The sequence below is a fragment of the Streptomyces sp. RB17 genome (assembly GCF_009604455.1).
Taxonomy (GTDB): Bacteria; Actinomycetota; Actinomycetes; order Streptomycetales; family Streptomycetaceae; genus Streptomyces.
On record NZ_WEGL01000010.1, the window covers coordinates 173,005 to 197,157 of the forward strand.

Sequence of the window (24,153 nt, forward strand, 5' to 3'; positions counted from 1 at the left end):
CCATGCGCACTCCCCCAGCCTCCGGCCGGGAGGTGCCCGCACTCGCCGCGGCGGGCGCGAGGCACGCCCTCCGGGCGGACGACGGGAGTTCGACGACAGGACCGGCCTAGGAGTCGCTCTCCTTGGTCAGGCGGGTGATCCCGGCGATCCGGTACGCGTCCGCCTCCTCAAGCGTCTCGTTCTCCAGCAGCGCCTGGGCGAGGGCGTCCAACTGGCCGCGGTGGTCGCGGAGTTTGCGGCACGCCTCCTCGTAGCAGCCGTCCACGATCCGCCGCATCTCGGTGTCGATCACGTCGAGGGTCTGCGGGGCGGCGGAGAGGCCGTAGGCCTGCTGGGCGTCGCTCGGGAGGGCGGACAGGCGGCCGACCCGCTCGCTCATCCCCCAGCGGGCCACCATCCCGCGCGCGATGTTGGTGACCTGTTCGAGGTCGTTCTCCGCACCCGTGGTGACCACTCCGTAGACGACGTCCTCCGCCGCCATCCCGCCCAGGGCGCCGATGATGCGGCCGCGCAGATAGTCCTCCGAGTGGGCGTACCGCTCCACCTCGGGCGTGGACATGGTCACCCCGAGTGCCCGGCCACGCGGCACGATGGTGATCTTGCGGACCGGGTCGGCGCCGGGCTGCAGCATGCCCAGGAGGGCGTGGCCGCTCTCGTGGTACGCGGTGCGCCGGCGGTCCTCCTCGGGCATCACCAGGGTGCGCTCGGCCCCCAGCTGGACCTTTTCCAGCGCCTCGGACATGTCCGAGGCGGTCACCTGCTCCTGCTTGCGCTTCACCGCGAGCAGTGCGCCCTCGTTGGCGAGATTGGCCAGGTCCGCGCCCGTCATGCCCGGGGTGACACGGGCCAGCTGGGCCAGGTCGACGTCGGGCGCGAGCGGGATCTCCCGGGTGTGGATGCGCAGGATCGCCTCACGGCCGCCGCGGTCCGGCGGGGCCACGTTGACCACCCGGTCGAAGCGGCCGGGACGGGTGAGGGCCGGATCCAGGATGTCCGCGCGGTTGGTCGCGGCGATGACGATCACACCCTCCGAGCCGGAGAAGCCGTCCATCTCCGTGAGGATCTGGTTCAGCGTCTGCTCGCGCTCGTCGTGCCCGCCCATCGAGGCACCGCCGGCGCGCGCCCGGCCGATGGTGTCGATCTCGTCGATGAAGATGATCGAGGGCGCCACCTTCCGGGCCTCGGCGAACAGTTCGCGGACGCGGGACGCGCCGACGCCGACGATCATCTCGATGAACTCGGACGCCGAGGCGGAGAAGAAGGGCACGCCGGCCTCGCCCGCGACCGCGCGTGCGAGCAGCGTCTTGCCGGTGCCGGGCGGACCCGCGAGCAGCACACCGCGAGGCAGCTTCGCGCCCATCCTGCGGTAGACGTCGGGGTGCTCCAGGAAGTCGACGACGTCGTCCAACTCGCCCTTGACCTCGTCGATGCCGGCCACGTCGGCGAAGGTCGTGCGCTCCGTGCCCGGCTGCAGCCCGACCGGTTTGGGCGGCGCCCGGCGGCCGAACAGGCCACCCGCGCCGGGCAGGGCCCCGCCGAGCCGCCGCGCGAAGAAGATCCACACCACGACCAGGACCGCGATCGGGATCAGGGACATCAGCACGTTGGCCAGGAGGCTGCGCTCCTGCACGACCGGCCGCGCGGTCACCGTCACCCCGTGGCTGGTCAGGTTCTGCCAGAGCCTGTCGTTCGCGAAGGCCGGGCGCTGTGTCTTGAACCTGGTGTACTTCCCGCCGCCCTCGGGGTTGGCCCGCGCGCTTTTGAGCTGGCCCTGGATCGCGTCGCCCTTGGAGTAGATCTTGGCGACGTTGCCGGCGGCGACCTGCCGGCTGAACTCCGTGTACGAGATGGTCGGCTGGTTGCCCTGGCCGAGATAGTTCAGTCCGACATAGGCCAGCAGGAAGACGATCACCGCGGTGACGAGCAGTCCCCACCACTTTCCGCCGCGGATCCGTCCGCCACCGGGCCGCCGGGGCGATTCGTCGGGGGTGCCCTCGGTGCGCCACGGCTGATCAGGCGTCTTGCGTGGTGGCGCCGCATCGCTCATATCTGGACGTTAAGGCATACGGCGGACCTCGGCATGCGCTGAGGGCGCCCCCCTTCGGCCGGGGGGCGCCCTCGGTGTCCTACGAGGGGAACTCAGCCCATGAACTTCTTGAACTCGTCCGGCAGCTCGAAGTCCTGGCCGCCCTGCTGCGGCAGCCCGAAGGCGTTCCCGCCCTGTGCGGCGGCCTCGCGGCGCTGGGCCTCCTCCAGTTCCTGCTGCTTGCGCTTCATCGGGTTGCCGGAGCGCTGCTTGCCCTTGGCCTTCTTCGTCTGCTTCTTCTGCCGGCCGGGGCCGCCGCCCATGCCCGGGATCCCCGGCATGCCCGGCATGCCGCCGCCCTGCGCCATGCGGGACATCATCTTGCGGGCCTCGAAGAACCGCTCGACCAGGTTCTTCACCGCGCTCACCTCGACACCGGAGCCCCTGGCGATACGGGCGCGGCGGGAGCCGTTGATGATCGTCGGGTCCTGGCGCTCGCCCGGGGTCATCGACTTGATGATCGCGGCGGTGCGGTCGACGTCCCGCTCGTCGATGTTGTTGATCTGGTCCTTGATCTGGCCCATGCCCGGGAGCATGCCGAGCAGCTTGCTGATGCTGCCCATCTTCCGGACCTGTTCCATCTGGGCCAGGAAGTCGTCCAGGGTGAAGTCCTGGCCCTTCTTGGACGCCAGCTTCGAGGCCATCTTGGCGGCCTCTTCCTGGCTGAAGGTCTTCTCCGCCTGCTCGATCAGGGTGAGCAGGTCACCCAGGTCGAGGATGCGGGAGGCCATCCGGTCCGGGTGGAATGCGTCGAAGTCGTCCAGCTTCTCGCCGTTCGACGCGAACATGATCGGCTTGCCGGTGATCTGCCGGATCGACAGGGCGGCACCACCGCGGGCGTCGCCGTCGAGCTTGGAGAGCACCACACCGTCGAAGCCGACGCCGTCGCGGAAGGCCTCGGCGGTGTTGACGGCGTCCTGACCGATCATCGCGTCGACGACGAACAGGATCTCGTCCGGGGAGACGGCGTCCCGGATGTCCGCGGCCTGCTGCATCATCTCGGCGTCGATACCGAGGCGGCCGGCGGTGTCCACGATCACGATGTCGTGGACCTTGGACTTCGCGAAGTCGATGGAGTCCTTGGCGACCTTGACCGGGTCGCCGACGCCGTTGCCCGGCTCGGGCGCGTAGACGGCGACACCGGCGCGCTCGGCGACGACGCTCAGCTGGTTGACGGCGTTCGGGCGCTGGAGGTCGGCGGCGACCAGCAGCGGCGAGTGGCCCTGCTCCTTGAGCCACTTGGCGAGCTTGCCCGCGAGGGTGGTCTTACCGGCACCCTGCAGACCCGCCAGCATGATCACGGTGGGCGGCTGCTTGGCGAAGCGCAGGCGCCGGGTCTCGCCGCCGAGGATGGTGACGAGCTCGTCGTTGACGATCTTCAGGACCTGCTGGGCGGGGTTCAGCGCGCGCGAGACCTCGGCGCCCAGTGCCCGTTCCTTGACGTTCTTGATGAAGGTCCGGACGACAGGCAGGGCGACGTCCGCTTCGAGGAGCGCGATACGGATCTCGCGCGCCGTGGCGTCGATGTCCGCCTCGCTGAGGCGCCCCTTGCCGCGGAGATTCTTGAAAGTCGCGCTGAGGCGGTCGGAGAGGGTATCGAACACGGTGGCGTCGGTCCTCGGGAGTCGGAGACGGTTCGGGCTGCCCTCCAGGGTATCCGGCCGGGCAAGCAATTCGTCCCCGCCCGGTGTGTCCGGCGCACGGGGACGCCCCACGCGCCCCCCGGGTCACGCCCGCAGCGTCTCCTCCAGCACCCGCGCCAGCGACCCGGCGTCCTCTCCCGGCAGCGGCTGCCCCGCGCCGGTCGTGACATAGAACGCATCCACCGCGTTGGAGCCCAGCGTCGACACGTGCATGCTCCGCACCCGCACCCCCGCCTTCTCCAGGGCCATCCCGATCCGGTACAGCAGGCCCGGGGCGTCCTGTGCGCGGACCTCGATCACCGTGGCGTGGTGGGAGGCCGCCGGAGCGACGGTCACCCTCGGTGGCGGGGCCACCCAGCCGCGCCGGCGGGGATAGGCCGCGTCCCGTTCGGCGAGGCGGCCGGCGATGTCCAGGGTGCCGTCCAGGGCGCGGACGAGGTCGGCGCGCAGCCGGGTGGCCTGCGGCAGCGAGCCGTACTCGGCGGCCACCCGCCAGTTGAGCAGCAGCACCGAGCCGTCGTCGACGTCGTCGGGCAGGCGCAGGGCGCGCAGCTCGGCCGTGCGAACCGTGAGCCGGTGCACGGCGAGGACCCCGGCGACGGCGGGCAGGACGGCGGGCTGGTCGGGTACGGCGATGAGCAGCTCGACACCGAGGGGTTCCTGGGCGGACTCCTGCTCCGGGACCGGTTCCGTCTGGGCGCGCAGCGCGAGGACCGGGCCGCCCGTGCGGTACGCCTCGATGGCCAGCCGCTCCTGCTCGGCCGTGGGCGCGGCGGGCTCCGGTTCGTCGGGGGCGTCGCCGGCGAGCACGGCGGATACCCGCCGGACCAGGTCGGCGACGAGGGAGCCGCGCCAGGAGGACCAGGCCGCGGGGCCGGTGGCGAGCGCGTCGGCCTCGGTCAGGGCGTGCAGCAGCTCCAGGGTGCTCTGGGTGCCGACCGCCTCGGCGACCGCGCGGACGGTGACCGGGTCGTCGAGGTCGCGGCGGGTGGCCGTCTCGATCAGCAGCAGGTGGTGGCGGACCAGCGCGGACAGCACGGCCACGTCCGCGCGGTCGAAGCCGATCCGCGCCGCGACGTCCTTGGCGATGATCTCGCCGGCCACCGAGTGGTCGCCGGGCCAGCCCTTTCCGATGTCGTGCAGCAGGGCGGCGACCAGGAGCAGGTCGGGGCGGCTGACGCGGCGGGTCAGTTCGGAGGCGCGGACGGCCGTCTCGATCAGGTGCCGGTCGACCGTCCACACATGGACGGCGTTGCGCTGCGGGCGGCAGCGGACCCGTTCCCAGTCCGGCAGCAGGCGGCTGATCAGGCCCTCCGCCTCCAGGGCTTCCCAGACGTCGACGGTCGGGCGGCCGGAGCCGAGCAGGGTGACCAGCTGCTCACGGGCCTCCGCGGGCCAGGGCGTGGGCAGGGGGCGCACGGTGGCGGCCATGCGCCGTACGGCGTGCAGGGAGAGCGGGAGGCCGGCCTGTGCGGCGGCGGCCGCGGCGCGCAAGGGGAGCACGGGGTCGCGTTCGGGGCGTGCGGCGCGGGCGAGCACCACCTCGCCGTCCTGCTCCACCACGCCCTCGGCGAGCGGGGAGCGCTCGGCGACGGGCTTGCCGCCGCCGAGCATGGCGCGCAGGCGGGGCCGTACGGCGCGCGAGCGCAGCACGCGCCCCACCTCGCGCCAGGTGACGTCACTGGCGTACGAGATGACCCGCGCCGCCTCGTAGACCTGCCGCAGCAGCGTGTCCGCGTCCAGCAGCCCCAGCTCGGCCGCCACCTGGTCCTGCTCCTGGAGCGCGAGCCGGTCGGTGGCGCGGCCCGTCGCCAGATGCAGCGCGTCCCGTACGTCGAGCAGGCGCCGGCGCGCGTCCGCGAGGCCCTCGCGCGGGGCGTCGGCGAGCCAGGAGGCGGCGACGGCGCGCAGCGCGGTGGCGTCCCGAAGCCCTCCGCGGGCCTCCTTGAGGTCCGGCTCCAGCAGGTACTGCAGCTCCCCCTGGCGTTCGGCGCGTTCAGCACAGAGTTCTTGCAGCTCGGGGAGGCGTTTGGGGGCCTGGTTGCGCCAGTCGGCGAGGACGGCGGTGCGCAGGCCGGCGGTGAGTCCGAGGTCGCCGGCGAGATGGCGGGCGTCCAGGAGGCCGAGTTGGACTTTCAAATCCTCCCCGGCGGTCTTGCGGGCCTCCGCGGGGGTGCGCACGGAGTGGTCGAGGGCGAGACCGAGGTCCCAGATGGGATACCAGAGGCGGTCGGCGACGGCGGCGACGGCCTTGGGGTCACTGCCGTCGTGCAGCAGGAGCAGGTCCAGGTCGCTGCGCGGGGACAGCTCGCCGCGGCCGTAGCCGCCGACGGCGACCAGGGAGGCCCCCGGGAGCCCTTCGGCGGCCGCCGTGAACAGTCCGGCGAGCCAGTCGTCGGTCAGTTCGGCGAGGGCGGCACGGCGCGGCGGCCCGGACCGCGCCCCCTCGGTGAGGAGGCGCAGCCGGGCCGCCGCGTAGCCGCTGGGTCCCGAGTCCTCTGCTTCGGTCCGCATGTCCGTACCCGTCACCCAGTGACTCCCGTTCTCGGAGATATCGGTCAGAGCGCGTCCGGGCCGCGCTCGCCGGTGCGGACCCGTACGGCCGTCTCGACCGGCAGCGACCAGACCTTGCCGTCACCGATCTTGCCGGTGCGGGCGGCCTTGACGACGACCTCGATCAGCTGCTCGGCGTCGTCGTCCTCGGCCAGCACCTCTATGCGGATCTTGGGGACCAGGTCGACGGTGTACTCGGCACCGCGGTAGACCTCGGTGTGTCCCCGCTGACGACCGTAACCGCTGGCCTCGGTGACCGTCAGACCGTGGACGCCGAAGGCCTGCAGGGCCTCCTTGATCTCGTCCAGCCGGTGGGGCTTGACGACGGCGGTGATGAGCTTCATGCGTCCACCTTCTTGGTCTGCGTGGCGGCCAGGGCGGGGGCGTGGGCGGTGGAGCCGATGACACCGCCGCCGGTGCCGCTGAAGTCGTAGGCGGTCTCGGCGTGCTCGGCCTGGTCGATGCCGGAGATCTCCTCGTCCTCGGTGACCCGCATGCCGATCGTCTTGTCGAGCAGGAAGGCGAGGACGGCGGAGACGATCAGCGAGTAGGCGAGGACCGCGCCGACACCGGCGCACTGCTTCCACAGCTGGGTGAACGTGTGGGGGCCGTAGAAGACGCCGGTCGCGGTGGACTGGCCCTTGCCGGTGGCGAAGAAGCCGATCAGCAGGGAGCCGATGATGCCGCCGACCATGTGGACGCCGACCACGTCGAGGGAGTCGTCGTACCCGAACTTGAACTTCAGGCCCACGGCCGCGGCGCAGGCGACACCGGCGATGGCGCCGACGCAGATCGCGCCGAGCGGGGAGACCGCGCCGCCGGACGGGGTGATCGCGACCAGACCGGCGACCGCGCCGGAGGCGGCGCCCAGCGTGGTGAACGCGCCGTGCCGGATCTTCTCGTAGGCGAGCCAGGCCAGCATGGCCGCGGCCGTCGCGACCTGCGTGTTGACGAACATCAGCGCGCCGACGCCGTCGTCGTTGCCGAGCCACGAGCCCGCGTTGAAGCCGAACCAGCCGAACCAGAGCAGACCGGCACCGAGCATGACCAGCGGGAGGCTGTGCGGGCGCATCGGGTCCTTCTTGAAGCCGACGCGCTTGCCGATGACGAGGATGACACCGAGCGCCGCCGCACCCGCGTTGATGTGGACCGCCGTACCACCCGCGAAGTCGATCACGCCGAGCTTGTAGGCCCAGCCGTCCGCGCCCCACACCCAGTGCGCGACCGGGACGTACACGAGCGTGAGCCACAGGGCGATGAAGAGCGACCAGGCCGAGAACTTGACGCGGTCCGCGAGGGCGCCGCTTATCAGGGCCGGCGTAATGATCGCGAACATCATCTGGAAGACCATGAACACGAAGATCGGGATGGTGTACCCGGGCCAGAGCTCGGTCAGACCGATCTTGCGGAGGCCGAACCAGTCGGAGTCCCAGCCGATGAGGCCGTTGTTCGTGCCGAAGGCGAGGGAGAAGCCGTAGAGCACCCACAGAATGGTGACGATGCCCATGCTGATAAAGCTCATCATGAGCATGTTCAGGGTGCTCTTGACGCGGACCATGCCTCCGTAGAAGAAGGCGAGACCCGGCGTCATGATCAGCACCAGGGCGGAAGCAATGAGCATGAAGCCTGTGTTCGCGGACGACAGCTTGGGTGCCTCCGCGGCAAGCGTGATGGCTGGTGCCATCGGCGTCTCCTCGTCGGTTGGTGCGGCCCCGTGCGGGCGGTGCCTGAGCGGTCCGGCGGGTCGTGGGGTGTGGGCCGGTTATGCGCCACGAGATTGACGCAGCGCGGTTTCGATGGAAGCCCCTGGTTGTTTCGCCGGGGTGACGAAGGCGCCTGGCGTGTTACACGTCCATGAACTGCCGGATCTCGGCCGCGCCGATCGTTATCGTGGCGCAACCTGCTTCGGCGGACCCTCGGGGTACACACAGGCCGGCCGCGGCGGGCCTCTCCGATGACCTGGCGTGGGGGAGCCGAGTCGGGCAGTTCGGGAGGACCGGCCGCGGCCGGGGCAGGGGAGCCGGGTGGGTCATACCGCTTCGGCGGTCTCCGGCAGGTCGACGGCGAGCTGATCGGTGAGGCCGACGACGGCGGCGAGGTCGCCGTAGTCGCGTACGGCCGTGTCGACCGTCTTTCGAATACGAGTGTTCACACGCTCGGAGCGGACTTTCTTGGCGATCTCCATGGCCTGGGCGGCATGGGTGGCGCTCCGCTCGGGCTCGCGCTGGAGCAGGTACACGGTGGCCATGCCGATCAGGTTCAGCGCGTACGACCGCTGGTGCTCGCTGTCCTGGGCGAACTTCTCCACCGCCTTGCGCATCAGCGGCTCGGCGAGGGAGGCGTAGGTGGGGCTGCGTCCGGCGACGTAGGCGAGGTCGCGGAAGGAGTGGGAGTTCTCGCCGTACAGCTCGGCCTCGGAGAAGAAGCGGATCCAGTCGGGGTCCGGCTCGTCCCACTCGTCGGCCTCGGCGAAGGTGTCCTCGGCCATGCGGACCGCGCGCTTGGTCTTGCCGGGCTGGCCCATGTTGGCGTAGGCGCGGGCCTCCATCGCATACAGCATGGACTGGGTGCGCGGGCTCGCGCAGTCGCGGCTGCCGTACTGGGCGAGGTGGATCAGCTCCAGGGCGTCGTCGGGCCGGCCGAGATGGATCATCTGGCGGCTCATGCTGGAGAGGATGTACGAGCCGAGCGGCTTGTCGCCGGCCTCCTTGGCCGCGTGCAGGGCGAGGACGAAGTACTTCTGCGCGGTGGGCTGGAGCCCCACGTCGTACGACATCCAGCCGGCCAGTTCGGCCAGTTCGGCGGCGACCTTGAAGAGCTTGCGGGTGGTGGCCTCGGGCTGGGGTTCCTGGAGCAGGTCGGTGACCTCGTGCAGCTGCCCGACGACCGCCTTGCGGCGCAGACCGCCGCCGCACTGGGCGTCCCACTGCCGGAACATCCGGGTGGTGGACTCCAGCAGGTCCAGCTCCGGCTTGGACAGCCGGCCGGGCCTGCGGGAGTCGAGGAGGGGCTCGGGCTCGACGGCGACCGGCGCGGTGGGGCCCGGGACGAGCCAGCGCTGCATGGGCTCGATGAGGGAGGGGCCGGCGGACAGCGCGAGGGAGGTGCCGAGGAAGCCGCGCCGGGCCAGCATCAGGTCGCTGCGCGAGAACTCGCCGAGCAGGGCGACCGTCTGCGGGGCCGTCCAGGGCAGGTCGACGCCGGACGCGGAGGGTGTCTGGCGGGCGGCGCGCAGGCCGAGGTCCTCGATGGAGACCACACAGCCGAAGCGCTCGGAGAACAGCTCCGAGAGGATGCGCGGGATCGGCTCGCGCGGGTTCTCCCCGTCCAGCCAGCGGCGCACGCGCGAGGTGTCGGTGGAGATGTGGTTGGCACCCAACTGGCGAGCCCGGCGGTTGACTTGGCGGGCCAGCTCGCCCTTGGACCAGCCACTGCGCACGAACCACGAGCCGAGCAGCTCATTGGGGCGCCTGTCAGCGTTCGCTCCGCTACCGCCGTTGCCGCTCACTGGAACGCCCCCATCCCTGAGACCACTTGTCGTCGAGTGCGCCAAGCCTTATCAGAATGCCGGTAAATACGGCCCCTTGTCCGCCGGTTCTCACCCTTCGAACGAGCTGACGACTCGCCTCCGGCATACCCATCCATGCATATGCCGCTCGGACTCGCACACTCACAGTAATCCTACGATCACCCGCTCAGCCACGGGGATCCCGGAAACGCCACCATTCGCCACCCCTTCGAATGAACTCACGGTCGCCCGTACGCGATTCACTTGACATAGGACGGCCGGAAGTGGGCGGAGTGATGCACAGGGGGGCGCGAGCACCTCGATGCGCCACCCCTTGCACCTCAAGGCGACGCCTTGGCCTGGCATCGACCGGGGGAGGCGGAGCCGTAGCGTTACGTTCCGCTTCCGTCTCGTTCCGTGTCGTAACCACCGGCGCGCTGGACCCGTTGGAGGGGGCATGGGCTTCACGATCGGCGGCATTCGCGAGATCCGCTCCGGCACGCGCCGGCGCGGCCGTTCGTCGGAGTGCACCGCCGTCGCCGAGTTCACCGGGCTGTGGGGCTGGGACGTGGTGCCGGGGGCGCGGGCCGCGGCGGGCGCGTGCTCGTGCGGACGCGCCGACTGTACGGCACCGGGCGCGCATCCGCTGGACTTCGCGCCCCAGGTACCGGCCGGGGCCACGCTGGACGAGGTGAGCAAGGCCTGGTCGGAGTTCCCGGGCTCCGCGGTGATGCTCCCGGTGGGCCGGGCGTTCGACGTCGTCGAGGTCTCCGAGGCCGCCGGCCGCCGCGCCCTGGCCCGCCTGGAGCGGATGGGTCTCCCCCTCGGTCCGGTGACCGCGACCCCGGACGGCCGCGCCCATTTCTTCGTCGCGCCCGGCGCCGCCGCCGACCTCCCCCGGCTGCTCTACCGCATGGGCTGGGACGACCCCTCGGCTCTGGACCTGCGGGGCCTCGGCCCCGGTGCGCACATCACCGCGCCGCCCTCCGACCGGGGCGGCCTGGGCCCGGTGCGCTGGCTGCGCCCGCCCGCGCTGGACTCGGCCACCCGGCCTCCGGCGGCCCGGCTGCTGCTGGGGACGCTGGCGTACGTTGCGCATCGGTCGCGGGCACGGGCCTGATCCACCGCCCAGGCACAGCAACCATCGATTGAGTCACCACGACGGCGAGCAACCACATCCGCGAGAGCGGCGCCGGTTCAGGCGCAAAAAGGCCGGCGCCCGACCCAACTGCACCTTGGGGCGGGCGCTTCTTCACACATAGCAATCTCGGTCAGCGGCCCTCAGTCACCGATCAGCGCGTCCACGAACGCCTCCGGCTCGAACGGCGCCAGATCGTCCGCGCCCTCGCCGAGTCCGACCAGCTTGACCGGCACGCCCAGCTCGCGCTGGACCGCGACGACGATGCCGCCCTTGGCCGTACCGTCCAGCTTGGTCAGCACGATGCCGGTGATGTCCACGACCTCCGCGAAGACGCGGGCCTGCACCAGGCCGTTCTGGCCGGTGGTGGCGTCGAGGACGAGCAGCACCTCGTCGAGCGGCGCGTGCTTCTCCACGACCCGCTTGACCTTGCCGAGCTCGTCCATGAGGCCGGTCTTCGTGTGCAGGCGGCCGGCGGTGTCGATGAGGACGACGTCGACCCCCATCTCCTTGCCTTCCTTGACCGCGTCGAAGGCGACGGAGGCGGGGTCGCCGGCCTCCGGGCCGCGCACGGTGTAGGCGCCGACCCGCTCGCCCCAGGTCTGCAGCTGGTCGGCGGCGGCGGCGCGGAAGGTGTCGGCGGCGCCCAGGACGACCGTGCGGCCGTCGGCGACCAGGACGCGCGCGAGCTTGCCGGTGGTGGTGGTCTTGCCGGTGCCGTTGACGCCGACGACCATCACGATGCCGGGCTTGCGGTCCGCGGGCTCGGTCTTGACCGTGCGGTCGAAGTCCGTGCCGACGACCTTGAGCAGCTCCTCGCGCAGCAGGCCGCGCAGGTCCTCGGGGGTGCGGGTGCCGAGCACCTTCACGCGCTCGCGCAGGCTCTCGACCAGTTCCTGGGTCGGTTGCACACCGACGTCGGCGGTGAGCAGCGTGTCCTCGATCTCCTCCCAGGTGTCGTCGTCCAGGTGCTCGCGCGAGAGCAGCGTGAGCAGTCCCTTGCCGAGGGCGGTCTGGGAGCGGGACAGGCGGGCGCGCAGCCGGATCAGCCGGCCCGCGGTGGGCTCCGGGATCTCGATCTCGGGAGCCTCGATGGACGGAGGCTCCTCCACGACGACCGGTGCGGGGCCGCCGGGGAGATCCACCTCCTCGATGGTCCGGCGCGGTTCTTCGCGCGGTGTCTCGGCCTCTTCGCCGACGTGCGGCTCGGCCGGGGGCGCGGTGATGTCGGGCGCCTTCGGGGGCGGCGGAGGCAGCGGCTTCTTGCGCCGGGTGCCCACCACCAGCCCGCCGAGCGCCACGATCACGACGACGGCGATGACTACAGCAAGGATGACGGTTTCCATAACGGCTCCAGTATCAGCCATGGGTTGCCGCCGGAGCCTGTTTGTGTGTTCCTCCGAGAGACAAACGCCACTTAATACCAGGACTCGGAGCAAAGTACGATGGTGGCGACTCCGTCGACGCGCGTAGAGTCCGACCGTCCCCGTCCCCCCACGTCTGGTGCCCCTTTTCCATGAGCAAAACCGTCGAGACCGAAGGCGCTCTCGAGACCCGAGGTATCGAGCAGGTCCCCGATCACGAGCGCACCGCGAAGACCCGTGAGCTGTTCCCCACCTGGGTCGGCGCCAACATCAGCGTGCTGCTGCTGACGATGGGCGCGAGCCTCGTCGTGGCGTACCACCTGAACATCTGGCAGGCGCTCGTCGTCGCGGTGGCGGCGCCGGTCGTGTCGTACGGACTGGTGGGGCTGATCGGTATCGCGGGCAAGCGCGGCGGCGCGCCCGGCATGGCGCTCTCGCGCGCGGTCTTCGGCCAGCGCGGCAACCTGCTGCCCGGCTCGCTGATCTGGGTGGCGCGCTGGGGCTGGGAGACGATCAACGCGGTCACCGGCGCCTACGCGATGCTCACCATCCTGAACATCCTGTTCGGCATCAAGGCGAACAGTGTGCTGGACATGGTGATGCTGCTGGTGTTCGTCGTGGCGACCTTCGCGATCTCGGGCCTCGGCATCAACGCCGTTCAGAAGTGCAACAAGTACGCCACGTACCTCTTCGGCGTCTTCTCGGTGCTGGTCCTGGTCTACCTGGTGGCGAACACCGACTGGTCGAAGGTGCTGCACCACGGCGGCGGCTCCGCGGCCGCCGTGATCACCGGTGTCGGCATGATCGCAGCGGGCGGTGTCAGCTGGATCCCGACGGCTCCCGACTTCACCCGCTACCTGCCGCGCACGGCGTCCTCGAAGGCGATCGTGGGTACGGCGGTCGGCGGTGCCGGCATCGTCGTGCTGCCCATGGTCCTCATGGGCGCGGTGATGGCGGTGTCGACGCCGGACCTGGCCTCGGCCACCGACCCGGTGTCCTTCCTCGGCCAGATCCTGCCGACGTGGATCGCGGTGCCGTACCTGTTCATCGCGCTGATCGGCATGCTGCTGATCAACTCGATGTCGATGTACTCCGCGGGCTTCACCGCGCAGACCCTCGGCTTCAAGGTGCCGCGCCACTGGGCGGTCTCGGTGAACGCCGTGATCTCCCTGGCCTTCGGCGGTGTGCTGATGCTGGTGGCGACGAGCTTCATGGGCTCCTTCATCGCCTTCCTGTCGCTGCTGGCGGTCGCGTTCTCCGCCTGGGTCGGCGTCTTCGGCGCGGACATGCTGCGCCGCACCGAGTACGACGGCGAGGCGATGACCGACACCACCCGCACCAGCGCCTACTGGTACAGGGGCGGCTTCTCCCCCGCCGCCGTGGCCGCCTGGGCGATCGGCCTGGTGTCGGGCCTGATGTTCACGACCTCGGACTGGTTCACCGGCCCGCTCGCGAAGAACAACGTCATCGGCGAGTACGGCCTCGGCTGGGTCGCCACGATCGTGATCTCGGGCCTGCTGTACCTGGCGCTGCCGAAGCCGGCGGTGACGAAGCCGACGGCGGTGGAGGCCGTCGAGCCGGCCGAGGAGCGCGCGACCGTCGACGCCTGACGGACGTCAGCCGGCGCAGATCCTCCGGATCGAGCCGGAGGGCGCCCCGGCCCCGACCGGCTTCCGCCCGCGGATCGGTGGGTACGGCGTCGGTCATCCCGCGAGCCCGCCGCCCGCCCCCATGGCTATCTGACGCTACGTCAGCTACCGTCCCCCTCCACCGCATAGCACCGGAGGGGGACTTCCCATGCCCGTCACGGTCGTCCGTTTCAACCTCGTCGCTCCCGGCGCCACCCCGGCCGCCCTCTCCGCCCGCTACCGGGCCGCCCTGGAAATGGCCGCGTACGCGGACGAGCACGGGATCAGCACCGTGCAGACCGAGGAGCACCACGGCGCCGACGACAACTGGCTGCCGTCGCCGTTCGCCTTCGCGGGCGCGGTGTTCGGAGCGACCCGCCGGATCGCGGTGACCGTGTCCGCGGTGATCGGCCCGCTGCACGACCCGCTGCGGCTGGCCGAGGAGATCGCCGTACTGGACCTGCTGAGCGGCGGACGGCTGGTGACGGTGGCCGGGATCGGCTACCGGCCCGAGGAGTACGCCCTGTTCGACGTCGACTACAAACGGCGAGGCCGGCTCCAGGACGAGTTGCTGGAGACGCTGCTGAAGGCGTGGTCCGGCGAGGAGTTCGCCTACCGGGGCCGCATGGTACGGCTCACCCCGCGCCCGTACACCGACCCGCACCCCCTCCTGCTGGTCGGCGGCTCCTCCAGGGCCGCCGCCCGCCGGGCCGCCCGCCTCGGCCTGCCGTTCTTCCCGAGCGCGCACCTGCCGGAGCTGGAGTCCTCCTACAAGGAGATGCTCACCGAGTACGGCACCGAGGGCTGGGTCATGATGCCCGCGGCCGAGACTCCCCTGCTGCACATCGCCGAGGACCCGGACCGGGCGTGGGCGGCGTACGGCGAGCACTTCCTCCACGAGGCCCGGACCTACGCCTCCTGGCAGTCGGGCGGGGTTCGCTCGGCGGTGAAGTCGGCGGCCACGACCGTGGCGGAGCTGCGCGCGGAGGGCGTGTACCGGATTCTCACGCCGGAGGACTGCGTGGCGCTGGGTGCCGACAGTCTCGTCCTGCATCCGCTGGCGGGCGGGATGCCGGTGGAGGAGGGGTGGCGCAGCCTCACGCTCTTCGCGGAGCGGGTGCTTCCGGCGCTGGAGGATCGAGCCGCGCGATGAGGGTGCGGCCGAGCCGCTGGAGTTCCTCGTCGTGCTCGACGCTCTGGAATCTGCCGCCGCGCCGGGGCCGGGCCAACCGCTCGCGGAGCAGGGGCGGGGCCGGTGCCGCGAGGGGACCCATCCGGTCCAGGCGTACGAGGACGGCGGCCCGGTCGGGCGTGGCGTCGTCGGCGGTCAGCTCGAACGGGAACGGCAGACCGGGCGCCGTGGACGGGTACACACCGCCCTGGTGGTGCACCGCGCCGTAGAACCGGTCGAGTGCCTTGCCGCGATTCTCCGCGTCCGGGGAGCGCAGCGCCGTGAGCAGCGCCGGGACCTCCTGGGCCGTGCCGTACGCGTGGTCCATCGACGCCCAGTCGAAGTCATGGAGTCCGTCGAACATGTGGATCACTGTGCCGGGCGGCACTGACAACGGGGGTGCGCCGTGGCGAGGGGCCGTACGACACCGCCGCCCCCGGTCCGGGCAGTGGCCGGACCGGGGGCGGCGGAGGGTACGAGGAGAGGGGCAGCGGGGACTTGGCCCTTCTCCTCGGGCTCACGGGGCGGTCAGCCCATCTCCTCCAGCGACTTGCCCTTCGTCTCCTTGACGAACTTCAGGACGAACGGGATCGAGAGCGCGGCGAAGACCGTGTAGATGACGTAGGTGCCGGAGAGGTTCCAGTCGGCCAGCGACGGGAAGCTCGCGGTGATGGCCCAGTTGGCGATCCACTGCGCGGCGGCGGCGACACCGAGCGCGGCGGCGCGGATCTTGTTCGGGAACATCTCGCCGAGCATGACCCAGACCACCACACCCCACGACAGGGCGAAGAACAGGACGAACACGTGGGCGGCGATCAGGGCGACCCAGCCCTGGGTGCTCGGGAGCCTGCCGTCGACGAGGTGGTACGAGAACGCCCAGGCCTCCAGCGCCAGGCCGACGGCCATGCCGACCGAGCCGATGAGGGCGAGCGGCTTGCGGCCGACGCGGTCCACGAAGATCATCGCGATCACGGTGCCGATGATGTTGATGATCGACGTCGTGAAGGAGTAGAAGAACGAGTCCGCCGGGTCGACGCCGACCGACTGCCACAGCGTCGAGGAGTAGTAGAACGCGACGTTGATGCCGACGAACTGCTGGAAGACCGACAGACCGATACCGACCCAGACGATCGGCTTGAAGAAGAAGCCGCCGCCGAGCAGGTCCTTGAAGGTGGACTTGTGCTCGCTCTTCATCGCGTGCTCGATCTCGGCGACGCGGGCGTCCAGTTCGACGTCCTTGCCCTCGACCTCGGCGAGGATCTCCTTGGCGCGCTCACGCTTGCCGACGGAGAGCAGGAAACGCGGGGACTCGGGGATCGCGAAGGACAGCATGCCGTAGAGGACGGCCGGGACGACCATGACGCCGAGCATGACCTGCCAGGCCTCCAGGCCCATCAGGTGACCGCGCTGGTTGCCGCCGGCGGCGTTGAGCAGGCCCCAGTTGACCAGCTGGGAGATGGCGATGCCGACGACGATCGCGGCCTGCTGGAAGGAGCCGAGCCGGCCGCGGTAGGCGGGCGGGGCGACCTCGGCGATGTAGGCGGGGCCGATGACGGAGGCCATGCCGATGGCGAAGCCGCCGACGATGCGCCAGAGGGCGAGGTCCCACAGGGCGAACGGGAGCGCGGAGCCGACGGCGCTGATCGTGAAGAGGACCGCGGCGATCTGCATGCAGCGGATGCGGCCGATCCGGTCGGCTATGCGGCCGGCGGTCGCGGCGCCGATGGCACAGCCGATCAGGGCGACCGCGATGACCTGGGCGAGGGCCGCGGAGCCGATGTCGTACTTGGTGCGGATGGCCTCGACCGCGCCATTGATCACGGAGCTGTCGTAACCGAAGAGGAAACCGCCCATGGCGGCAGCCGCCGCGATGAAGATGACATGCCCGAGATGCTCGGGCTGAGCCGTCCTGGCTCCTGACGTAGGTGCCTGCGTTGTGCTGGTCACGGATATCTCCTCGGGCCACGGCAGCGCTGCCGTGTGGGGTGAGCCCTTCCAGGTGAGTCCTGAAGGTAAAAGCAACGTTGCAGAGACTATGCCTTCAAGTTTCGAAGTCAATAGTTCAGCACTGTGACCTTTTCGATGAGCCCGAGGCACTTAATGTTCACTTCTTGAACACGGAGGGAAGGTTGATCTTGAGTGGCGGCGCTAGCGAAGGCGCTGGGAGATGACCTTGGAGACGCCGTCGCCCTGCATCGACACGCCGTAGAGCGCGTCGGCGACCTCCATCGTGCGCTTCTGGTGCGTGATCACGATCAGCTGCGAGGCCTCCTGCAGCTCCTGCATGATCCGGATCAGCCGCTGGAGGTTGGTGTCGTCCAGTGCCGCCTCGACCTCGTCCATGACATAGAACGGGCTCGGCCGTGCCTTGAAGATCGACACCAGCAGTGCCACGGCGGTCAGCGAGCGCTCGCCACCGGAGAGGAGGCTGAGCCGCTTGACCTTCTTGCCGGGCGGGCGCGCCTCGACGTCCACGCCCGTGGTGAGCATGTTGTCGGGGTCGGTCAGGACCAGGCGCCCCTCGCCGCCCGGGAAGAGGCGGCTGAAGACGCCCTCGAACTCCCGGGCCGTGTCCCGGTAGGCCTCGGTGAAGACCTGCTCGACGCGCTCGTCGACCTCCTTCACCACCTGGAGCAGGTCGGCGCGGGTCTTCTTCAGGTCCTCCAGCTGCTCGCTGAGGAACTTGTGCCGCTCCTCCAGCGCCGCGAACTCCTCCAGCGCCAACGGGTTGACCTTGCCAAGCTGCTGGTACGCCCGCTCGGCGGCCTTGAGCCGCCGCTCCTGTTCGGCGCGGTGGAAGGTCCTGGGCTGGTTGCGCGGGTGCTCGGGGTCGTCCGGCAGCACCTCGCCCTCGGCCGGCAGCGAGGGCGGCACGGGCTGGTGCGGGCCGTACTCGGCCACCAACCCCTCCGGTTCGACCCCCAGCTCCTCCAGCGCCTTGGTCTCCAACTGCTCTATGCGCAGCCGCTTCTCGGCGCCGAGCACCTCGCCGCGGTGGACGGAGTCGGTGAGTTTGTCGAGCTCGGCCTTGAGGTCGCGGCCCTGGGTGCGTGCGGTGCTCAGCTCCTGTTCCCGTCGCGCCTTCGCGGCCTCGGCGGCGGTGCGTTCCTGCTCGGCGCGGGCGAGGGACACCTCGATGTGCGCGAGCAGCTGCCGGGCGCCGGAGGCGACGGCCTCCGCCACGGCCGCCTCGTGCCGCAGTCGGGCGCGGCGCTGCTCGGCACGCACGCGTGCCTCGCGTTCCGCGCGGGCGGCCCGGTCGAGCGAGTCGGCCCGTCCGGCGAGCCCCTTCACCCGCTCCTCGTGGGTACGGACCTGGAGCCGGGCCTCCATCTCGGTCTGCCGGGCGTTGGCGCCGTCGGCGGCGAGCCGGTCGCGCACCGAGGTGTCCGGCTCGTCCTCGACCGGCATCTCCTCGGCGACCGCCAGCCGCTCGGCGAGTTCCTCGGCCTCCTGTACGGCCCGGTCCAGCGCCTCCTGCGCGCGTGCGGCGGCCGCGGCCGACCGCTCGGCCTCGCCCGCGGCGCCGCGTGCCTGTCCGGCCAGCCGGCCGAGCTGCTGGGCTACGGACGACTTCTCCCGGTCGGCGGCGCGGCGCCGCTCTGCGAGGTCTTCCACGCGCGCGGCGGCCTGCTTGCGGTGCTCGGCCGCCGTTCGCTGTGCCTCGGCCAGCTCCTCGCAGCGCACCGCCAGCTCGGTCAGCTCGGCAGCGGCCTCGTCGACGGAGGCCTGTACTTCCAGCAGGCTGGGCGCCCCGGCGGAGCCGCCGTGCGCGAAGTGCGCGCCGAGGAGGTCGCCTTCGGTGGTGACGGCGGTGAGTTCCGGGTGCGCGTAGACAAGGTCTTCGGCGTCCTCCAGGGTGCCGACGACCACGATTCCTCGCAGGAGGCGGTGGACGGCGGGCATCAGTTCGGCGGGGCCACGGACCAGGTCGGCGGCGAAGCGCCCACCGGGGGGTGCCGTGCGCTCCGCGGGGAGGGCGGTGACCGAAAGTTCGGCGGCCGCGGGTTCGTCGTGGCTGAGCGCGCCGTTCCCCGCGCCCCTTTGGGGCGCTGCCCACGGCGTCGGCTCCACGGACCCCGCCAGCAACAGCGCTGCCCGGCCCCCGTCCTGCTTGCGCAGCATGCGGATCGCCTCGGCCGCCGATGCGGGGGTCGCCACGGCGATCGCGTCCGCCGCCGCGCCGAAGGCCGCTGCCAGCGGCACCTCGTAGCCCGGGGTGACCGTCAGCAGCTCCGCCGCCGGGCCCAGGACTCCGGTGAGGCGGTCGCGGGCGCCGAGGAGTATGCCGGTGCCGTCCTTGCGGCGCAGACCCAGTGCGAGCGCCTCGTGGCGGGCCTGGGTCGCGGCGCGGGTGCGCTCGGTGGAGGTGAAGGCCTCGCGGGCCGCGCCGAGGGCCGCGTCGGCCTCCGTGAGCTGCCGCTTGGCCGCCTCGTGCTGTTCGGCCAGGTCCGCGTCGTCGGCGTCGAGGCCGTCCACCTCGGCCTTCAGGGCCTCGTACTCCTCCTGGGCCCGCACCGCGCGGTCCTGTGCCTCGTCGCGGGCCGTGGCCAGGCGGTCGATCTCGGCCTGTGCGGAGGCCGCCCGGGAGCGGGCCGCGTTGACCTGGCCGGACAGCCGGGCCAGGCCCTCGCGGCGGTCGGCGATGGCGCGGGCGACGTCCTTCAGCCGGCGTTCCTCGACGGCCAGCTCCCGCTCCAGTTCGGCACGGTGGGCGACGGTGTCCTCCAGCGCGCGCTCGGCCGCCTCCAGGGCCGCCTCCAGCTCGGCCTCCTGCTCACGGATCCGGGCGGCCTCGCGCTCCAGATCCTCGGGGTCGCGGCCGCGCCGCTCGTCGGGGGGCGCGGACGTCGCGCTCTTCACGCGCGCGTCGGCCAGCGAGATCGTGCCCCGGACGCGTTCGGCCAGCTGGGACAGCTCGTACCAGGTCTGCTGGGCGCGCTGGAGGCGCGGCGTGAGCTGCCGTACCTCGTCCTCCAGGAGGCCCTCGCGCTGCAGGGCCTTCTTCAGCTCCTGCTCGGCCGCCTCCTTGCGCTCCTTCAGGGCGGCCTCGTCGGCGATCTCGGCCTTGAGGGCCTCGCGCAGCCGTACGAGGTCGTCGGCCAGCAGCCGCAACCGTGCGTCCCGCAGATCCGCCTGGATCACGGCGGCCCGTCGCGCCACCGCCGCCTGCCGGCCCAGTGGCTTCAGCTGGCGGCGCAGTTCGTCCGTCAGGTCCTGCACGCGCGAGAGGTTGGCCTGCATCGCGTCCAGCTTGCGCAGGGCCTTCTCCTTGCGCTTGCGGTGCTTGAGGACGCCGGCGGCCTCCTCGATGAAGGCGCGTCGGCCCATCGGGTCGGCGTGCAGGACGGAGTCGAGCTGGCCCTGGCCGACGATGACGTGCATCTCGCGGCCGATGCCGGAGTCGGAGAGGAGTTCCTGGATGTCCAGCAGACGACACGTGTCGCCATTGATCTGGTACTCGCTGCCGCCGTTGCGGAACATGATCCGCGTGATGGTGACCTCGGCGTACTCGATGGGCAGCGCCCCGTCGGAGTTGTCGATCGTCAGGGACACCTCGGCGCGGCCCAGCGGGGGGCGGCCGGTGGTGCCGGCGAAGATGACGTCCTCCATCTTGCCGCCGCGCAGCGACTTGGCGCCCTGTTCGCCCATGACCCAGCTGAGCGCGTCCACGACATTGGACTTGCCCGAGCCGTTCGGACCGACGACACACGTGATCCCCGGCTCGAACCGGAGCGTGGTCGCCGAGGCGAACGACTTGAACCCGCGGAGGGTCAGGGCCTTGAGGTGCACGCCGCTGGACTCTACCGGGCGCCGCTATCTCACTCCACGAACACTCGCAACCCCACGGTTTCGCCATTGAACATGCAGGGCACACCGTACGTTAAAGACAGTGAAAGAATGCGCGGGACAAAGAAAGAAGGGACGCCGAAGCGTCCCTTGCAACTCTGACGGCCGGGTTGCGGTCGTCCGATCAACTGAGCGGTTGATTACGGCAGCCCGATCGCTGCGACTGCTGTCGTGGAGCGATGCAGGGATCAGGTGAGCGCAGGCTCCGCCTGGTGTGCGTCGATGCTCTCCATGATCCTGTCCTGAGAGGCGGCAGCCGTCAGCGCTTCGTTCTCCGCCTGGATCCGGACGAGCTCGGACTCCAGGTCCTGAACGCGCTGCTGCAGCCGTCGCATCTCGGCGAGGAGTCGAGGGTCGGAGCCGCCGACGTAACCGAGAAGCGCCTTTGCCATGATGGATGGTCCTCCACAATGAGTGACCGACCGATGCGGTGTGGGTCGTGAGGGATCGCACCCGCGGTGCTTGGCACATCCGGGTGTTGCTCTGCTGTTGCTCCATGCCAAACAGCTAAGGTGCGCGGGGCTTTCAGCGTCTCACCAAAAAGTTTGACGGTCAACACGATCACGCCCCGTATTGGCGGGCAAACCGGGGCGCGCGGCCGGAAAATCGGCGGCGCAGCGAGTCATCCGGGGCCCTCAGGGCGTGGCGATCAGCTTTTCCTGCGGAGCCTGCCATGCCGGGCCGTTCTTGGCAACCACCAGGTCGTTTCTGCTGTACGCATGTGCTCCCGGCAGCTTCCTGTGCGCCGGCCTGCGCGCCTTTACAGAACCGGCTCAGCGGATGGCGAAGCCGTCGTAGCCGCCGCGAGGTGTGTCCCAGATCTCGGTGACTCCGGCCACGTGTCCGGGCGTGTCGTCGCCCTGGAGCCAGTCCAGCAGGCCCTCGCAGCCCTCGCGCGAGCCCTCCGCTACCACCTGAACGCGGCCGTCGGCCAAATTGAGAGCAAAACCACTCAGGCCGCCGATCTCCAGCGCCTTGGCGCGCGTGAACCAGCGAAAACCCACGCCCTGCACGCGTCCACGCACCCAGGCGACCAGTCGTACATCCTCGCTCATGGGTGCAACCTAACCGGCCGATGTCGCTCGGGACACATCGCCCGTCGGCGGCATGCGGTACCGTCCCGACCCGATGCATCTCAGATGAAACTCACTCGATCGAGTGAATCGGGTTGGCCATGGGAGTCACTCGCCACGCACGGCGCCGGTCGACCGCGAGGACGAGGAAGAGGGCAAGGACATGGGTCGCCACCGACGCTCCCCCGCCGGCCGCGCCACCTCGGGCCGCGCCACAGGGGTCACCCGCACACAGCGGTCCGCCACCGGCAGCGGCACCCCGCAGGACCCGTTCCCCGGGGAGGCCTGGCAGGACCCGTTCCGGGGTGGGGCGTGGCCGGACTCGTTCGCACCGGACTCGTTCGCAGGTGAGGCCTGGCAGGGCACATACGAGGGTGGCGCCCTGCAGGATCCGTACGCAGGCGGGATATCCGGGCGGGATCCCTACACCGGTGAGATCGCCCGGCAGGACTCGTACGCAGGCGAGATCGCCCGGCAGGGCTCGTACGCAGGCGAGATCGCCCGGCAGGACCGGTACTCGGGTGAGATCGTCCGGCGCGGGCAGGCGCCCCGGGGAATCGCGCCGTATCTGAACCCTGAGGCCTACACCCCGGCGACCGGTCTGCGGCCGCTGGCCTACGCCGACGCGACCGCCAAGGCGCACGCCTATCTGTTCGCGGCGGAGGGCGACGGCCCGGGCGGCTTCGGGGGCGGTGGCCTCACCATGGCCCGCGACTCCTCCTCCGGCCACCGGCGCCGCAGGACGCGGCGGCCGGTGCGCTCGGGCCTGCTCGGGGTGTCCGTGGCCGTGGCCCTCGGTACGGCCGCGGTGGCCACCGGTGTGATACCGGGTCTGCAGAACTACCGGCTCGGCGGCGATACGCACACCACCGGCGGCGAGCGGGTGCAGGCGGCGGCCGCGCCGAGCAACACGGCCGCCGAGCAGGGCGGCACCTCGGGCAGCGCCGGCACCCCGGGGGGCGCCGCCGGCCTGAACTCCGGGCCCTCGACGTCCCCGATCCCGTCGAGCCCGTCCGCCTCCGCGTCGCAGTCCGCGTCCGCGTCGCAGTCCGCGTCCGCGTCGCAGTCCGCGTCGGCGTCGGCCTCTCCCGCGTCCACCCCGTCGAGGACGGCGTCCGGGACGCCGACGCCGGGGGCGACGCCGGCCGGCAAGCCGACGAGCACCCCGTCGCGTACGGCGTCCACGGCACCGAAGGCACCGACGGCGCCGAAGACGAGTACCGGACCGGTCGCGGTGTCCACGGCGAACGCCGCCGAGGCAGAGGTGCTGAAGCTCGTGAACGAGGAACGGGCGAAGGTCGGGTGCAGCCCGCTGGCGGCGAACTCCTCGCTGACGAAGCTGGCCGAGTCGTTCAGCGACGACATGGCGGCACGGGGCTTCTTCGACCACACCGACCCGGACGGCAGGACGCCGTGGGACCGGGCCGCCGCGGCGGGGATCACCGACCTCGGCGGCGAGAACATAGCCCGCGGCCAGGCCGACGCGGCGGCCGTGATGCAGGCCTGGATGAACAGCCCCGGCCACCGCGCCAACATCCTCAACTGCGACTTCAAGACCCTCGGCGTCGGCGTCCACTTCGGCCCGGGCGGGCCTTGGTGGACGCAGGACTTCGGGTACTGAGACACGTACCGGGCCACCGGACGGACGCCGGGCGCGATCACGACAAGGGAAGAACCCCGCTGTGGCCGGGGCGGCCGGCTCCACGACTTCAGCCGGCCACCTTCGGCGCCGAACGCGGCCTCGGACATGCGCACGGCTACGGATGGTCGACCCGGGTGCGCCCGGCGCCATCGGCCGCCGGCGGACCAGCGACCGAGGTGGGGGAGTTGAGCAGGCACAACGCCACGCAGGGACAGTGGTTCGAGCGGAACGCCGATGCGGTGAGCCGATGGTCTGAGCGGGTGATATTTCTCGGCGCCTGCGCCATCGGCATCCAACGCGTCCACCAACACGCCTTCATCCACGCCTGCCTGTGGTTCGCCGCCGGCGTTGGCGGCACATGGATGCACATCGCTGACGCACGACGCGCGAGGCGCGACGCCGAGCGAGCACGACAGCAGCAACTGCACAGGCTCGCCGAATTGCTCCGCGAGGCCTCAGCACGGAAGACGGAGCAAAGCCGCAGGTCGCAGGCCTGA

Annotated in this window: 17 protein-coding genes; 5 read left to right on the forward strand and 12 right to left on the reverse strand. The window is 71.1% G+C overall.

Annotated features, from left to right (window positions below; translation table 11 throughout):
* Positions 1 to 106: 106 nt before the first annotated feature.
* The 6 genes from ftsH to SRB17_RS36970 form a co-directional block, all read right to left on the reverse strand.
* On the reverse strand, positions 107 to 2,047 hold the full coding sequence (gene ftsH / locus SRB17_RS36945; RefSeq protein WP_153545264.1) for an ATP-dependent zinc metalloprotease FtsH: 1,941 nt from the start codon (positions 2,045 to 2,047) through the stop codon (positions 107 to 109).
* Positions 2,048 to 2,139: 92 nt separating this feature from the next.
* Entirely contained in the window at positions 2,140 to 3,690 is a 1,551-nt protein-coding gene (gene ffh, locus SRB17_RS36950; RefSeq protein WP_323376961.1) for a signal recognition particle protein, read from the reverse strand.
* Positions 3,691 to 3,813: 123 nt separating this feature from the next.
* Positions 3,814 to 6,258, reverse strand: a complete 2,445-nt coding sequence (locus SRB17_RS36955; protein WP_323376963.1) for a [protein-PII] uridylyltransferase — start codon at positions 6,256 to 6,258, stop codon at positions 3,814 to 3,816.
* A 29-nt stretch (positions 6,259 to 6,287) separates the two neighbouring features.
* Complete coding sequence (locus SRB17_RS36960; protein ID WP_039656487.1) at positions 6,288 to 6,626, reverse strand: P-II family nitrogen regulator; 339 nt, start codon at positions 6,624 to 6,626, stop codon at positions 6,288 to 6,290.
* Positions 6,623 to 7,966, reverse strand: a complete 1,344-nt coding sequence (locus tag SRB17_RS36965) for an ammonium transporter (protein ID WP_153545268.1) — start codon at positions 7,964 to 7,966, stop codon at positions 6,623 to 6,625. Before SRB17_RS36965 ends, SRB17_RS36960 begins: the two co-directional genes overlap by 4 nt.
* Before the next feature lie 345 nt (positions 7,967 to 8,311).
* Positions 8,312 to 9,790 carry a hypothetical protein gene (locus tag SRB17_RS36970; RefSeq protein WP_323376965.1) on the reverse strand — a complete coding sequence of 493 codons (1,479 nt, stop codon included), beginning with the start codon at positions 9,788 to 9,790 and terminating at the stop codon, positions 8,312 to 8,314.
* A 457-nt stretch (positions 9,791 to 10,247) separates the two neighbouring features.
* Here SRB17_RS36970 and SRB17_RS36975 point away from each other — a divergent pair, with 457 nt between their 5' ends.
* Positions 10,248 to 10,910: a bifunctional DNA primase/polymerase gene (locus SRB17_RS36975; RefSeq protein WP_153545272.1), complete on the forward strand. Its 663-nt coding sequence runs from the start codon at positions 10,248 to 10,250 to the stop codon at positions 10,908 to 10,910.
* A gap of 161 nt (positions 10,911 to 11,071) precedes the next feature.
* Here SRB17_RS36975 and ftsY read toward each other — a convergent pair whose 3' ends face one another.
* Positions 11,072 to 12,274, reverse strand: a complete 1,203-nt coding sequence (gene ftsY / locus SRB17_RS36980) for a signal recognition particle-docking protein FtsY (protein ID WP_153545274.1) — start codon at positions 12,272 to 12,274, stop codon at positions 11,072 to 11,074.
* A gap of 170 nt (positions 12,275 to 12,444) precedes the next feature.
* Here ftsY and SRB17_RS36985 point away from each other — a divergent pair, with 170 nt between their 5' ends.
* Both SRB17_RS36985 and SRB17_RS36990 read left to right on the forward strand, forming a co-directional pair.
* Complete coding sequence (locus tag SRB17_RS36985; RefSeq protein WP_153545276.1) at positions 12,445 to 13,902, forward strand: cytosine permease; 1,458 nt, start codon at positions 12,445 to 12,447, stop codon at positions 13,900 to 13,902.
* A 187-nt stretch (positions 13,903 to 14,089) separates the two neighbouring features.
* Positions 14,090 to 15,073, forward strand: coding sequence for an LLM class flavin-dependent oxidoreductase (locus SRB17_RS36990; protein ID WP_153545278.1), 984 nt, complete (start codon positions 14,090 to 14,092; stop codon positions 15,071 to 15,073).
* On the opposite strand, the gene SRB17_RS36995 is transcribed toward SRB17_RS36990, so the two are convergent.
* The 5 genes from SRB17_RS36995 to SRB17_RS37015 form a co-directional block, all read right to left on the reverse strand.
* Entirely contained in the window at positions 15,018 to 15,455 is a 438-nt protein-coding gene (locus tag SRB17_RS36995; RefSeq protein WP_153545280.1) for a hypothetical protein, read from the reverse strand. The two genes, SRB17_RS36990 and SRB17_RS36995, sit on opposite strands and share 56 nt — an antisense overlap.
* A 164-nt stretch (positions 15,456 to 15,619) precedes the next feature.
* Positions 15,620 to 17,038, reverse strand: coding sequence for a sugar porter family MFS transporter (locus tag SRB17_RS37000; protein ID WP_323376967.1), 1,419 nt, complete (start codon positions 17,036 to 17,038; stop codon positions 15,620 to 15,622).
* A gap of 201 nt (positions 17,039 to 17,239) precedes the next feature.
* A complete protein-coding gene (smc, locus tag SRB17_RS37005; RefSeq protein WP_323376969.1) occupies positions 17,240 to 20,884 on the reverse strand; it encodes a chromosome segregation protein SMC in 3,645 nt (1,214 codons plus the stop codon).
* A gap of 245 nt (positions 20,885 to 21,129) precedes the next feature.
* Positions 21,130 to 21,333 carry a hypothetical protein gene (locus SRB17_RS37010; RefSeq protein WP_014675251.1) on the reverse strand — a complete coding sequence of 68 codons (204 nt, stop codon included), beginning with the start codon at positions 21,331 to 21,333 and terminating at the stop codon, positions 21,130 to 21,132.
* Between the two features lie 381 nt (positions 21,334 to 21,714).
* Positions 21,715 to 21,996: an acylphosphatase gene (locus SRB17_RS37015; protein WP_153545282.1), complete on the reverse strand. Its 282-nt coding sequence runs from the start codon at positions 21,994 to 21,996 to the stop codon at positions 21,715 to 21,717.
* Between the two features lie 181 nt (positions 21,997 to 22,177).
* Here SRB17_RS37015 and SRB17_RS37020 point away from each other — a divergent pair, with 181 nt between their 5' ends.
* Together SRB17_RS37020 and SRB17_RS37025 are read left to right on the forward strand one after the other, a co-directional pair.
* Positions 22,178 to 23,635 carry a CAP domain-containing protein gene (locus SRB17_RS37020; protein ID WP_153545284.1) on the forward strand — a complete coding sequence of 486 codons (1,458 nt, stop codon included), beginning with the start codon at positions 22,178 to 22,180 and terminating at the stop codon, positions 23,633 to 23,635.
* 206 nt (positions 23,636 to 23,841) lie between these two features.
* A complete protein-coding gene (locus tag SRB17_RS37025; protein WP_153545286.1) occupies positions 23,842 to 24,153 on the forward strand; it encodes a hypothetical protein in 312 nt (103 codons plus the stop codon).

What these genes read in the sequence shown, in the direction of transcription:
- SRB17_RS36965 (WP_153545268.1), bottom strand. Translation starts at nt 7,966, where the DNA reads ATGGCACCAGCCATCACGCTTGCCGCGGAGGCACCCAAGCTGTCGTCC.
- SRB17_RS36985 (WP_153545276.1), top strand. Translation starts at nt 12,445, where the DNA reads ATGAGCAAAACCGTCGAGACCGAAGGCGCTCTCGAGACCCGAGGTATC.
- SRB17_RS36995 (WP_153545280.1), bottom strand. Translation starts at nt 15,455, where the DNA reads ATGTTCGACGGACTCCATGACTTCGACTGGGCGTCGATGGACCACGCG.
- SRB17_RS36975 (WP_153545272.1), top strand. Translation starts at nt 10,248, where the DNA reads ATGGGCTTCACGATCGGCGGCATTCGCGAGATCCGCTCCGGCACGCGC.
- SRB17_RS37010 (WP_014675251.1), bottom strand. Translation starts at nt 21,333, where the DNA reads ATGGCAAAGGCGCTTCTCGGTTACGTCGGCGGCTCCGACCCTCGACTC.
- ftsY (WP_153545274.1), bottom strand. Translation starts at nt 12,274, where the DNA reads ATGGAAACCGTCATCCTTGCTGTAGTCATCGCCGTCGTCGTGATCGTG.
- ftsH (WP_153545264.1), bottom strand. Translation starts at nt 2,047, where the DNA reads ATGAGCGATGCGGCGCCACCACGCAAGACGCCTGATCAGCCGTGGCGC.
- SRB17_RS37015 (WP_153545282.1), bottom strand. Translation starts at nt 21,996, where the DNA reads ATGAGCGAGGATGTACGACTGGTCGCCTGGGTGCGTGGACGCGTGCAG.
- SRB17_RS36960 (WP_039656487.1), bottom strand. Translation starts at nt 6,626, where the DNA reads ATGAAGCTCATCACCGCCGTCGTCAAGCCCCACCGGCTGGACGAGATC.
- SRB17_RS36990 (WP_153545278.1), top strand. Translation starts at nt 14,090, where the DNA reads ATGCCCGTCACGGTCGTCCGTTTCAACCTCGTCGCTCCCGGCGCCACC.
- SRB17_RS37020 (WP_153545284.1), top strand. Translation starts at nt 22,178, where the DNA reads ATGGGTCGCCACCGACGCTCCCCCGCCGGCCGCGCCACCTCGGGCCGC.